The 12,927-nt window shown below is 48.8% G+C and carries 13 protein-coding genes; 7 read left to right on the top strand and 6 right to left on the bottom strand.

The annotated features are described in order from the left end of the window. Positions 1 to 333 precede the first annotated feature (333 nt). The 3 genes from JIE71_RS09330 to JIE71_RS09320 all read right to left on the bottom strand — a co-directional run bounded on the left by JIE71_RS09330 (position 334) and on the right by JIE71_RS09320 (position 2,519). Complete coding sequence (locus tag JIE71_RS09330) at positions 334 to 735, bottom strand: ExbD/TolR family protein (protein WP_199508443.1); 402 nt, start codon at positions 733 to 735, stop codon at positions 334 to 336. A gap of 64 nt (positions 736 to 799) precedes the next feature. Beyond that, positions 800 to 1,453: a MotA/TolQ/ExbB proton channel family protein gene (locus tag JIE71_RS09325; protein WP_199508442.1), complete on the bottom strand. Its 654-nt coding sequence runs from the start codon at positions 1,451 to 1,453 to the stop codon at positions 800 to 802. 100 nt (positions 1,454 to 1,553) lie between these two features. Further along, positions 1,554 to 2,519, bottom strand: coding sequence for a hypothetical protein (locus JIE71_RS09320; RefSeq protein WP_199508441.1), 966 nt, complete (start codon positions 2,517 to 2,519; stop codon positions 1,554 to 1,556). Positions 2,520 to 3,067: 548 nt separating this feature from the next. On the opposite strand from JIE71_RS09320, the gene JIE71_RS09315 reads away from it, so the two are divergent. The 4 genes from JIE71_RS09315 (at position 3,068) to JIE71_RS09300 (ending at position 7,212) form a co-directional block, all read left to right on the top strand. Further along, the gene (locus tag JIE71_RS09315) at positions 3,068 to 4,120 is read left to right on the top strand and encodes a siderophore ABC transporter substrate-binding protein (protein ID WP_199508440.1); all 1,053 of its coding nucleotides are present in this window, start codon (positions 3,068 to 3,070) and stop codon (positions 4,118 to 4,120) included. Between the two features lie 177 nt (positions 4,121 to 4,297). Beyond that, a complete protein-coding gene (locus tag JIE71_RS09310) occupies positions 4,298 to 5,377 on the top strand; it encodes an ABC transporter permease (RefSeq protein ID WP_199508439.1) in 1,080 nt (359 codons plus the stop codon). Between the two features lie 12 nt (positions 5,378 to 5,389). Then, on the top strand, positions 5,390 to 6,433 hold the full coding sequence (locus tag JIE71_RS09305) for an iron chelate uptake ABC transporter family permease subunit (RefSeq protein ID WP_199508438.1): 1,044 nt from the start codon (positions 5,390 to 5,392) through the stop codon (positions 6,431 to 6,433). Continuing rightward, positions 6,430 to 7,212 (top strand): ABC transporter ATP-binding protein, encoded by a 783-nt coding sequence (locus JIE71_RS09300; RefSeq protein WP_199508437.1) that lies wholly within the window; start codon positions 6,430 to 6,432, stop codon positions 7,210 to 7,212. Before JIE71_RS09305 ends, JIE71_RS09300 begins: the two co-directional genes overlap by 4 nt. A 14-nt stretch (positions 7,213 to 7,226) precedes the next feature. Here the strand turns inward: JIE71_RS09300 and JIE71_RS09295 are convergent, their stop codons facing one another. Next, positions 7,227 to 8,525 carry a PepSY-associated TM helix domain-containing protein gene (locus JIE71_RS09295; protein ID WP_199508436.1) on the bottom strand — a complete coding sequence of 433 codons (1,299 nt, stop codon included), beginning with the start codon at positions 8,523 to 8,525 and terminating at the stop codon, positions 7,227 to 7,229. 330 nt (positions 8,526 to 8,855) lie between these two features. On the opposite strand from JIE71_RS09295, the gene JIE71_RS09290 reads away from it, so the two are divergent. The 3 genes from JIE71_RS09290 (at position 8,856) to JIE71_RS09280 (ending at position 11,307) form a co-directional block, all read left to right on the top strand. Then, positions 8,856 to 9,131: a Trp family transcriptional regulator gene (locus JIE71_RS09290; protein ID WP_199508435.1), complete on the top strand. Its 276-nt coding sequence runs from the start codon at positions 8,856 to 8,858 to the stop codon at positions 9,129 to 9,131. A gap of 78 nt (positions 9,132 to 9,209) precedes the next feature. Continuing rightward, positions 9,210 to 10,619 carry an anthranilate synthase component I family protein gene (locus JIE71_RS09285; RefSeq protein WP_199508434.1) on the top strand — a complete coding sequence of 470 codons (1,410 nt, stop codon included), beginning with the start codon at positions 9,210 to 9,212 and terminating at the stop codon, positions 10,617 to 10,619. 40 nt (positions 10,620 to 10,659) lie between these two features. Continuing rightward, on the top strand, positions 10,660 to 11,307 hold the full coding sequence (locus JIE71_RS09280; RefSeq protein ID WP_199508433.1) for an anthranilate synthase component II: 648 nt from the start codon (positions 10,660 to 10,662) through the stop codon (positions 11,305 to 11,307). A gap of 124 nt (positions 11,308 to 11,431) precedes the next feature. Here the strand turns inward: JIE71_RS09280 and JIE71_RS09275 are convergent, their stop codons facing one another. Continuing rightward, entirely contained in the window at positions 11,432 to 12,175 is a 744-nt protein-coding gene (locus JIE71_RS09275; RefSeq protein ID WP_199508432.1) for an amino acid ABC transporter ATP-binding protein, read from the bottom strand. Positions 12,176 to 12,223: 48 nt separating this feature from the next. Next, complete coding sequence (locus JIE71_RS09270) at positions 12,224 to 12,907, bottom strand: amino acid ABC transporter permease (protein WP_199508446.1); 684 nt, start codon at positions 12,905 to 12,907, stop codon at positions 12,224 to 12,226. Positions 12,908 to 12,927 lie beyond the last annotated feature (20 nt).

Here is a 12,927-nt window from a genome sequence, read left to right as displayed (position 1 = left end):
TCCCTGCGGGCTGATGCTAAAATTGCCCCATACTGCGTTACAAATCTCGCTAAGGCATCTGCATTATCGTCGCTTTGTGCCTTGTCTGGAACAATTTTAGCAATCAGCAGTGCCTATTTGCGAATGTTCAACACGCCCTAATACGCACAAAACCAAATGACAAAATAAAACCCCGTATGGCGAGCCAAACGAGGTGAGAGCAAACGTTTTTATTATTTATTATTGTTATCGTTATATTTGCGCGCTTTAAGTTAGGGCAGGTCATCAATAAGCACATTGACTCATTTTCAGCCTCGCTATGTAAATGATGGCACGCCCTAGCGCTGCTGTATTTTATTCATTAACAAAAGCAATCTTACTAAGCCCTGCACCGCTGGCTGAAGCAAGTACTTGCGCGACCGTATCATAGCGGCTGTCCTTATCCGCCCGCAGCTGAATGCTTGGGTCGGCACCACTATCGGCAGCACTTTTTAATCGGGTGTTTAGGGTCTCAAGGTCAATAGGGTCGCTGTCCCAAAAGATACCCGCGTCTTTATCAATGCTGATTTGGATGACTTCAGGTGGCTGCTCGTTGACTGTTGCTGCTGTCTTTGGCAGCTCTAGGGGCACAGTAGGATTTAATACCGTGGCAGTCAATAAAAAGATAATCATCAATACCAGCATAATATCGATAAGCGGAATGAGGTTCATCTCATTCATACCTTGAGCATCGTCGTCACCGAGTTGAAATGCCATAATACTCTTGCCTTTGATTGATCGTAAAAAAACATGCCTGTGCGGGCATCTACTGGTGGATTGATTATGAGCGCGCGCTCGCCGAAGCGCTATAATGAGCACTTGGGGCATCTGCTTCAGTGCTGCTAGCGGTCTTAAGCGTTGATGCAGGACGCGCTCGTCCATCATTCAAGGTACTCGCCAGCAAGTCATGCGCAGTATCGTTGGCATGGTGCATGATGCGGCGATTGACACGTACGGTAACGTTATAAAACACCACAGCAGGAATCGCTACCGCAATACCAAAGCCTGTCATAATTAGCGCCTCACCTACAGGGGCAGCAACCTGTGCTAAGCCTGCCTGCCCAGTCGTACCGATGTTGTGTAGCGCATGAAAGATACCCCACACCGTACCGAACAGACCGATAAATGGTGCAATGGCAGCTGTCGTTCCTAAGATAGGTAAACCGCGCTCACTGGCAAAGCGATAGCGACCAATGTTTTGAAGTAGTGCCTGCTCAATGACCACACGGCGTGTGGCTTCACTACTACCACTAACTTCAGGCAATTTACTTTGAATGTGCTGACGCAAATCATCACTAACATTACGGCTTAGTTTGCGGCTTTGTATGACACGTAGCACCCCTGTTACCCATGACAGCAGGGATAAGAGTAGCAAAATAAAAAATAGGCTTTTGGTAATGGCATCGCTGTATTGCCAATAGCTTGCAAAATCCATGGTCATGTCCTTTTTAGGTGTTGTCCAACCTGCATAATTAGATTGGGATAGTGCTTATACGAATGTAGGTAAGTTAAACATTAAGGTATGTAGGGATCTGTTAAATTGCCTGAACGGTTAGTGTTACAGTGCCAGCAACAGGTGTGCCATTTCTCATAAATGGATTCAACTTCGCCCCTTTAATACGCCGCTTTGCTAAGCCTGAAGTTTTTCTGTCACCGCCAGTGACTGACACACTGGTAATATTACCTTGTTTGTCTACTTTTAAGGTTACTGTCAAGGTAACGGGCTCATTAGAGATACCACTCATATCGGGCTGCTTACGCCAACTGGCTTCACTAGCACTAAAATTAACAGGTCCTTGATTGGCAGCTGCTTCTTCAGCTGCTTTCTTCGCAGCAGCGGCTTCTCTTTCTCTTTTGGCTTGGGCAGCCGCTTCAGCAGCAAGACGGTCTTGTTCGGCCTTCATTGCTGCCTGTCTTTTTCTTTCTTCTTCTGCCTCTCTTTCCTTTCTTTCTCTCTCTATTTGCTGTGCTTGTAATTCAGCGGCACTGATAGCCGCAATCGTGCCCTTATCTGTGGCAGGCGTAGGTGTTGTATGACTACTATTATTATTCTTAGCGGTAATCGTTTGGGTATTATTTATCGTCGTCGTGGGCTGCGTCGTTGCTGCAGTGGTTGCGGTCGCTTGCTGCGTTTTTTTTACCTTTGCAGGTGGCTGATATTTTTTTGCTGTTGATTGCTGCTGTGTTTGCGTTCTTGGTTTCGGCTTTGGCGCTTGCTTGGTACTGGTCGGCGGCTTTTTGACCACCTTGGGTGCAGAGGCGCGGCGCACTTCGGGCTCGGCTTGTTTTTGCTTGATAACTTCAGGCTCAGGTTCTTTTTCTTCTACAGGCGCAAGCGTGATCATTTTAACTTCAATGGGCTTTGGCTCAGGTAAAATTTGCTTAGGTAATGCAGTTGGTGCCATGTTGGACAATGCACCACCCGTGAGCAAGTGCGCGCCCACCACCAGCCCAATGGTGGTCAGTATCAGTTTTCGTGATGGCGCAGTTATGTTCGTCAAAGCAGTCATACCTTATTAAAAGCCGTGAGCAAAATTCGGCTTAATAGTAATACAAACGATAACCATTATCAATATTTATTTAGAAAGCAAAAGTGTTTCATCGGTGTCGTTTTATCTGATGCTTGTCTTTTTGGAGTGGCGCACTTAGTAAAGCCCAAATAAAACGGATAGAGCATCAAAAACACACTTGATTAAATGTCTACTGCCCGCTGCATAAGATGTCACAATGAAAAATAAACATGGTTCTGTCTAAGACGCGTCATTAATGAGTACATGAAGTCGTTAGCGGTTTTAAACTGGCGATTTAAATGATGACACGGCCTAGATCTGTTAGGAACAGTAATAGCAATTATTATCATTATCATTGATAAACATTTGGCTTTGCTTTATCATCATGGCAGTTGTTGAGGGTCGTTAGCATAGCAGTACGCTTTATTTAATAACTGTTACGCTAACGACCTCGTCTATAGACAGTCGATAGGCTGTTTCTTCTTTTCCTTTACCGCAGATGGTTTATTGTCCCTCTGATTATCGCGAGTGGTTTTTTTATGTTGATGTCTTCTTCTTTATCTTCAATCAAGCGTCCTATGTTGGCCGTTGTGTTCGGTGCATTATTAAGTGCAGGGGTAACAGGCTGTAGCTCAAACGAATCGAGCGATCCCACACCAGATACAGAGAAGGAAAATAAGAGTGCAGACAGCGCTTCTAATGTGGCTAATAATGACGCGGTGTCTGTTGAGCAGGTCAGTGTAGATACGGTTAAAGGCAAGGTCGATATGCCGATTAATCCGTCGCCACTTGTCGTATATGACATGACACTACTACAAGATTTGGCAGCGCTCGATGTGGCAGTAGATGGTGCGCCTGATAAGCTATTATTAGACAACCTACATGCCAAGACACAACCTGAACCCAAAGCCATGGGCACGATATTTGAGCCAGATCTTGAAGCCCTTAACGCCATGCAACCGCAAGCGATTTTGATTGGCTCACGTATGCAAGAAAAGTATGATGCGCTATCAAGCGTTGCCCCGACACTTGACATGACCATTGATACAGCAAACATCTATGAGTCAAGCAAACAGCGCCTTGCCGACTTGGGCGCTTTGTTTGGTAAAAGTGATAAGGCTGCCGAGCTACAAAGTGACATTGACCAAGCCATCAAGGACACGCAAGCGGTCACTAAAGATAAAGGTACAGGCCTTGTGGTACTGGTCAATGGCAATAAGACCTCAGTCTATGGCAGTGAGTCGCGCTTCGGCTTTATCCATACATTGCTTGGCGTACCCATGGCAGATGACAGTATCAAGGAAGGCAGTCATGGCCAGCCTGTTTCTTTTGAATATATCAACAAAGTAAACCCTGATTGGCTATTCGTACTTGACCGTGGTGCAGCGATCGGCGAAGAAGGTAAGGGTGCCGAGGCGGTACTTAACAATCCGTTGGTGGCTGAAACGAATGCATGGAAAAACAAGCAAGTGATTTATTTAAGTCCAGACTCTTACCTTGCTTTCGGTGGTTATAACCAGTGGATGACAGATTTAAACAAATTTAAAGCGGCCTTTAGCAAGGCAAGCACCAAAACAGATACGGCGTCATAATCCACACCTACGGACACCTAAAGCCTAAAGCGCGCTTATTGCTAATATCTCTTTTTGAAGACATATTTTAAGAATAGGCGCGTCTTCATCTATAATACGCCTGTTATGCTTTTTGGCGCATTTTGATTGTAAAGCGCATCAAAAGATGCGCTGTGCCATAGGACTGCTAGGATTATTATGTCATTATTTTCTGGACTCTTTGGACGAGCACGCTCTCATCCCTCGCCAGCTGCTACCAGCAATAATCTCTCAGTGTTGCCTTCTTCTACGCGCCGTGCTGCCTTCCCGCCTTGGGTGATCAATAGCGCAAGCCTTATTCTCATGCTCATGCTCATCGTCACCAGTTTATCTATCGGTGTCGCAGACTTTTCATGGAGCAATGTCTGGGGCAGTCTGCTACATTATCAAGCAGGTACTGACAGCGACTTGTTGTTTATTAGCCGTATCCCGCGCACGATTGCTATTATTTTGACAGGCATTGCGCTAGCAGTGGCGGGAATGATTGTGCAAGTGGTGCTTAAAAATCGCTTTGTTGAGCCGTCAATGGTGGGCGCAACCCAAAGCGCGATGCTCGGTTTGCTACTTGTGAGCTTATTGTTTCCGACCAGTGCGCTACTCTTTAAGATGGGTGCAGCAACGCTCACAGCAGCGCTTGGGATGATATTGTTTATGCTGCTGATTCGCCGCGTACCGCCAACCGACTATTTGATGATACCACTGATTGGTATTGTATTTGGCGGTATCATTGAAGGGGTAGCAACCTTTATTGCGTATCAAACTGAATCGTTGCAGATGCTCAGTGTCTGGCAGTTTGGCGACTTTTCAGGGGTACTTGCAGGGCGCTACGAGCTATTGTGGTTGACAGGTGCTTTGTGCGTGCTCGCCTATATCATCGCAGACAAACTTACCATCGTAGGGCTGGGCGATCACATAGCCTTGAACCTCGGTATCAATAAGCAGCAAATTATGTGGCTGGGCATCGCGATGGTGGCAATGATGAGCGCCGTTGTGGTAGTCACAGTGGGTATGATTCCTTTTATTGGACTTGTCGTGCCCAACATTGTCAGTCGCATTATGGGCGATAAGCTCAGACGCAGCCTGCCTGCGGTGGCGCTGCTCGGTGCATCGGCGGTGCTGCTGTGTGACATTATCGGACGGACAATACGTTATCCCTTTGAAGTGCCTGTGGCAACAGTCTTTGGGGTGGTAGGTACGGTGGTATTTTTATGGTTGCTGCTGCGTGCGCCTAGCGAATAAGGGACGAGTCTTATGTTTTCTCCGTTTGTATCTACCGCCACTGCGTCTAAGAGCGATGACTCCTTAACCGCTTGGCAGCGCGTACGGCATCTATTGGCAATGCTCTCCCCTATTGGTTGGGCATCGGCGTTGTTATTGCTGTCTATTACCTTGTTTTTAACCTTAAATGCGCATGGCAACTGGGACTTTGTACTGCCCTTTCGTGGGACAAAGTTGGCAGCCTTATTGATTGTTGGCTATGCTATTGGTGTTTCGACGCTGTTATTCCAATCCTTAACCCAAAACCCAATATTAACGCCGTCATTATTGGGGTTTGATGCGCTGTATGTCTTGCTACAAAGTGTACTGGTATTTGTACTCGGTGCAGTCAATTATAGTGGGATGGACATTTTAGGCAAATTTGCGCTAGAGACGCTGCTGATGTTTGGGGCGTCGTTGTTATTGTTTAAACTGCTATTTTCCAAACAACAACAAGACTTGACGCGGCTCATTTTGGTTGGGGTGATTTTTGGTGTTCTGTTTCGCAGTCTCTCCGCATTGGTGGCGCGACTGATCGATCCAATGGATTTTGTCGTCGTACAATCAGCCAGCTACGCACAATTTACCACCGTGGATAGCAAATTATTGATTATCAGCGGTGTCATTTGCGCATTGACCGCTGTGTTGATTTGGCGCTGGCGCTATAAATGCGATGTACTGATGCTGGGCAAGCACCAAGCCATTAATTTGGGTATTGATTATCAACGCTTTGCTTTTGGCATTTTGAGTATTATCGCCGTCTTGGTGGCGGTATCTACTGCGTTGGTTGGGCCTGTGACTTTTTTTGGTCTACTCGTTTGCGCTTTGACCAACCGTATGGCACGGCATATGCACCACAGTGAGCGCTTGATACTGGTCAGCCTATTGGCGATGGTTTGCTTGGTACTCGGACAGACGATATTCGAGCAGGTGCTCGGTATGGCGGGCGTGTTGTCTGTGGTGATTGAGCTGGTGGGCGGTGTTGTGTTTTTACTATTGATATTTATGCGCTATCGCAGCGCCTCGGGGGCACGATGATAGAGGTAATGGGCGTCTCGCATACGATTGGCGAGCAGCAGATTTTACATGACGTACAGTTGTCTTTACCGAGCGCGCAGGTGATTGCGCTGATTGGTCCCAATGGTGCAGGAAAATCGACGCTGTTTTCATTAATGGCGCGTATCTCGCCGTTACAGTCAGGCAGTATTGCCTTTGCAGGACATAATATTGCCACTACTGCCGCGCGCACACTGTCGCAAGTGGTGGCGATGCTGAGCCAAGACAATCATGTGCAAGGGCGTTTGCGTGTGCATGAGCTATTGATGTTCGGGCGCTATCCGTATCATCAAGGTCGTCCGCGTAGTGAAGATCATGCTAAGGTTAACGAGATGATTGAGCGCTTTGAGCTTGGCGCGCTTGCTGAGCGGTTTTTATCCACGCTCTCAGGTGGGCAACGTCAGCGAGTACTCATCGCTATGATTGTCTGTCAAGACACGCCGTATGTATTGCTCGATGAGCCATTGAACAATCTAGATATGTATCACGCTGGGCGCTTGATGCGTGAGCTGCGAGCGCTCAGTCGCGAGGAACAAAAAACCGTGGTCATCGTACTGCATGATGTCAACCAAGCGGCGCAGTTTGCCGATACGGTAGTGACGATGAAAGCTGGACGCATTACCGCTACAGGCACACCAGCAGAAGTGTTAACACAGCAAAGCATTTATACTCTATACGGCGTCGATGTGACGGTGCTTGAGCACCAAGGCCGCCCTGTGATTGTTGACACCATTGACGATATGAGTGATGCGGCAGTTTAATTGCGTATGGTGTTTTACTTTTGAGTTTGTAGCCACTTTTTGCGCGCTTGCCTGCCCTTATACCACAAGTACACGCCCGACACCGACAGTAGCGCCACTGCCACACCGATAAGGCTTAAAAAAATCTGATGCAGCATGTGACCTGCGCCCTGCCCGATATGTCCCATGTGCAGGGTGGACAGCCACTGATCCGCCTTTGCACCGAAGCTTGCCTCACTACCGAAGCGCACGCGCACCACCTCGCCTGTCTTGGCATCGACCGAGATGGACGACGCGCCGCTTTGTTTACCGATATCGGCATCGGTCTTAAGACGCAGCTGCCATTGCCCCTCATCCATCGCCCAGCGCATACCCAACAATGCCTGCACCTCATGTCCCGCTCGCTTTGCAGCAGTAGTCGCTTGGGTTTGCATATAGTCGATGCCATTGACTTTGGTAACGGCATAATCGCTTGCTTGAGCGCGGCTTGGATAATCCGTGCCGATGGTCGCATCAGGGTCTATGGCTGATAGCGCTATTTGTGTGCCTTGCCCGCTGAACCCGAACGGCTCCAGCCCAACCAGCGTTTGCATCACAGGCTGATAGACAGGCGGTAGGTTAAAGCCCACGCTCGACCATGCGATGACGAGCAGCATGAGCCACAACCACAAGCCAAACGCATGATGGATGTCATAATTAAACTTAAAAAAATTGCTCTTGGTGCGGATACGCCATGCAGGTTGCCAGCGCTTGAGCCATGAGGCGCGCTGATTGCTTTTCTTATCCTGACCTTTACTGCTAACACGCGGCAAGGTCAGGTAAAAGCCAATAAAGCAGTTGAGCGTCCATAGCAGTGCAGCAATGCCCAAAACGAGCTTGCCCTTATCTCCAAGCAATAAGTCGCGGTGCAGCCAATACACTTTTGCCATGACATTATTCAGCGCCCATGTGTCCTTGTTGCGTGCGCCCAGCACCTCCCCTGTGTAGGGGTTAATATACACCTCATCGATGTCAGGCTCAGGCGTGACGCGCTCACTGCCGCGCCACTTATCAACGTTGAATACTGCCGACTTACCCGCATCAATGTGCGTGGGCAGGCTTGAAAAGCTTTCATTTGGATAAGCCATCATCACCTTGTCATGCAAAGCAGCGATGCTAAGCATGGGCGCGTCTTGCACCGCAACCTGCGCCAGCTGGTAATTAAACGCATCGTCCAGCTCATCATGAAAGGCGAGCAGCGCGCCCGTTATGCCTGCGATAAATAAAAACGCGGCAATAAACAGCCCTGTATAACGATGCAGCCAAAGGCAACCTTGACGAATAGCGCGTGACATCACAACCTCGAAACAGACCCAGTAACTTTAGATTCGGTGACCTTAAACCCAGTAACTTCAAATCCAATAGTCTTAAAATCAATAACTTTCAACAATAAAAATATCAGCTATTTAAAATACCCAGTGCAAACGCCCGTGACACGATGGCTATAGCATAAATCACTTAACGATAATTATTATCAATCATTAAAGACGCGTATCATAGCGCCGCCCAAACCTGCTGACAACCAAACAAATTACAGTTGTGTTATTTGTTCTAGTGTACTAGGATACTGAAACTTAATAAGGGTTCATCCCTTGATTTAGCGATTTTGCTTGGAATCAATCATTATGAGTACTGACCCGTATCAAGGTTTATTGCAGCATTTGGCAGCGTGCACCGACCGCAGCGACATTGAAGCGCTGCTGTATGCCTTATTAACTGACAAAGAGCGCCAAGACATTGCCAATCGTATCCGTATTTTTGATTTGTTGGCGCGCGGGGTGACCCAGCGCGAGATTGCCGAACAGCTCGGTGTGGGTATCGCCACCGTGTCACGCGGGGCAAAGGCTGCACAAAACCAAGACGTCAGCGCCCTATTAAATACGCTACGCCAGACTGATTAAACTTAGCACTTCATTTTTTCATTGCCCTATTTGACGTTTTTTCCTCTTTCACTTTTTTGGATTTTTTTTGGATTTTTTATGACCGCGACGACCGAACGCCCCGCATTGATTGACATCCCCAGTAAGCCGCAGCGCATTAAACTGACCGAAGACATTGATTTTTTGGCATTGTTTAAGCGCATCGAAAGCGCCTTTGATGCCTGCTATCTGCTCGAATCTTTGGGCGAAGACAGCCACATTTCTCGCCATCATGCCATTGGCTTTGACCCTGCCATGACCATCACCGCGCTTGACCGCCATACCCTTGCCATCACGGACAATAAGACGGCGACCACCGAGCAGTATCACACGGACAATCCATATCAGCTCTTGCGTGAGATAACGCCGCAGCATGTCATTGCGCGTGAGCAAAGCGGCGGCTTAGTTGGCTATTTGGGCTATGACTGTGTGAATTTCTTTGAGCCAAGCCTGACCGCTAAGACCAGCGAAGACTTTGAACCGTTTAAATTCGGTGTGTATCTTGACGGCTTGACACTCGATAAAATGACGGGCGAGATTTTTTATTTTTACTACCCGACCGCGCAGCAAGACAACCGTATTGAACAAATCAAAGCGCTACTGAACGCACCGATTCCAGAATATGACGCACCGCACGTAGCATTTTTGGGCGATGGCATGAGTAAAGAGGCGCACGCCAAAGCAGTGATGCAGGTCAAAGAAGACATCATCTCAGGGCGTATCTTTCAATGTGAAGTGGGCTTTAAATCCAAATACCGCATCACGGGTAGCAAAATGCCGATTTATGAAAAATTGCGCGCTGTGAACCCATCACCGCACATGTATTTTATGAAGTTTGGCGAGCAGTGCATCGTGGGCGCATCGCCTGAGCTGCTGTTCCGCTTGCGTCAAGGCGAGATGGAAACCTATCCCCTAGCAGGCACAGCCAAGCGCGGCGTCGATGTGGCAGAAGACCGCAAACTGGCGCGGGCGCTACTCAATGATGCCAAAGAGATTGCCGAGCACAATATGCTCGTTGATTTACACCGCAATGATATTGGGCGCGTGGCGCAGTTTGGGACGGTCAAGGTGCGTAACTTGATGGACATCAAGCGCTTTTCGCACGTGCAGCACATTTCCTCTGAAATCGTCGGCATCTTGCACCCTGACGAAGACATGTTCAGCGCGCTTGCCAGCAACTTCCCAGCAGGCACGCTCTCAGGCGCGCCCAAAGTGGAAGCGATTAAAGTCATCAACGAGCTGGAGCCAGACGGACGCGGCGCGTATGGTGGGGCTATCGGCTCGTTTAATTTTAATGGCGATTGCATCTTTGCCATTCCGATTCGCAGCCTGTTTATTAGTGGCGAATCCGCCTACGCGCAGACCTGCGGTGGCAATGTCTACGACTCCAATCCTGAAGACGAATACCTAGAGATTCAGCGCAAACTATCTGCGATGAAAGTGGTGCTCGACAGCTTTATGCAGGCTTGATTTTTATAGTTACCCAGTGATGCGACAAAGAGTGTATACCATGAATGTTTTGATTATTGATAATTACGACTCGTTTACCTTTAATTTATACCAATATGTGGGCGAGATTTTGCAGACGTTGGACGGAGAAAAACAGCCACAAGTCAACGTGGTGCGTAACAATGAGCTAACCTTAGAAGAGGTGCAAGCGCTCAACCCTGATAGAATCATCATTTCCCCTGGTCCTGGCGCGCCTGATGACCCTGCCTATTTCGGCATTTGTGGCGAGGTGATTGAGACGCTGGGCAAGACCACGCCGCTGCTGGGCGTGTGCCTCGGTATGCAGGGCATCGCGCACGTGTTCGGCGGCGATGTGGTGCGCGCGCATATTCCGATGCACGGCAAAGTCTCTGCCATTCGTCACGATGACGCGGGCATCTATCACGGCTTACCGCAAGGGCTGGAGATTATGCGCTATCACTCCTTGGTGGTCAAAGCCGACACCCTGCCTGAGTGCTTGCAGATTACCTCGGTCGTCGCCAATGCGGACAATAGCGCGCTGGACTTTGACAAATCGGCGCTGAGCGGTGATGAAATCATGGGCGTAAGACACAAAGACTATCCGATTCAAGGCGTGCAGTTTCACCCTGAATCCTTTGCTACCGAAGGCGCTAAGCGGTTGCTGAGCAATTTTTTATTGCAGGTTTGATTAAAAAATATGCTAAAAATAAAAACGCATAAAAAAGCCCCCATCCTTCACGGTATGGGGGCTTTTTATGGCGGGTTGTCTAGGGCACTGTTAGCAAAAGCGCGGTTAGCAAAGAGCGCAATCGTTACTCACTGATACGCTGCAAAAACGCCTGCGTACGCGGATGCTTGGAGTCTTCAAACAGTTGCTTGGCGCTGCCCTCTTCGACCACATAGCCGCCTTCCATCAAGACCACGTGGTCAGCAACGTCACGGGCAAAGTTAATCTCGTGCGTGACCACCACCATCGTCCAGCCTTCGGACGCCAGCTGCTTCATGGTCGCGAGCACATCTTGCACCAGCTCAGGGTCAAGGGCGCTGGTTGGCTCATCAAAGAGCAGCAAATCAGGCTCAATCGCCAGTGCGCGGGCAATACCGATACGCTGCTGCTGTCCGCCTGAGAGCTGAAACGGATACAACTCCGCCTTGTCTGCAAGACCTACCTTTTCAAGCAAACTCAGTGCCTCTTTACGCATCTCGGCTTTGTTTTTACCCTGTACCACGACAGGCCCGAGCATCAAGTTTTCAATCGCGGTCTTATGCGGAAACAGATTGTACGACTGAAACACCATGCCCGACTTGCGCTGCAGCGCGGTGAGCGTTTTTTTATTGGGCTTAGTGGCAAAGTCCACGCTCAAACTGCCATCATCGAAGTTGATTGTGCCTTGGTCTGGAATCTCAAGCGCGTTTAGACAACGCAAAAAGGTGGTTTTCCCCGAGCCTGATGGCCCTAAAATCACCACCACGTTGCCTTTATTGACCGTTAAATCAATGCCCTTTAACACCTCGTTATCGCCAAAGGCTTTGTGAATATTTTTGATCTGAATCATAGCCATTCCTATCGTTGTACCAATAACGCCAAGCGTGACGCCTTCGCGTTATTTTGCCACATAGCGGTCGAGACGGGTCTCAAGCTTGCCTTGCAAGAAGCTTAAGAACAAGCAAATGCCCCAATAGATAAATGCCGCTTCGGTATACACCAGCATAAACTCATAGTTACGGGCGGTGATAATCTGCGCTTGTTTAAACAGCTCGGTGACCAGTACCAGCGACGCTAGCGAGGTTTCTTTAACGAGACCAATAAAGGTGTTGGACAACGGCGGCACAGACACGCGCAGTGCTTGTGGCAGAATCACATGGCGAAAAGTCTGCAAATAGGTCATGCCGACGGTCGATCCTGCTTCCCACTGTCCTTTCGGAATGGACAGAATAGAGGCACGCACCGTCTCAGACGCATACGCGCCGATGTTCAACGAAAAGGCAATAATCGCGGAGGGAAACGGGTCGAGCTTGATGCCGACATTGGGCAGACCGTAAAAGATAATAAACAGCTGCACCAGCATCGGCGTCCCGCGAATGGCAGACACGTACACCCGCGCCACACGATACAAAATTTCGTGCCACCAACTGCTACGCGGTACGATGCGCACCAGCGCCACAAGAAGCGCAATACACATACCGATAGCAAAGGAGACGAGCGCAAGCGGTATCGAATAATAGATACCGCCTTTGAGCATCGGCCAAAACGAATTAATGACAATCTCTGCCCGATCAGGCGTCATAAACGGCAGGACGGCCAGCA

The sequence above is a fragment of the Psychrobacter sp. bablab_jr014 genome (assembly GCF_016464015.1).
Classification (GTDB): domain Bacteria; phylum Pseudomonadota; class Gammaproteobacteria; order Pseudomonadales; family Moraxellaceae; genus Psychrobacter.
Note: the sequence above shows the minus strand (reverse complement) of the source record. Positions and strands in the feature narration are given on the sequence as shown.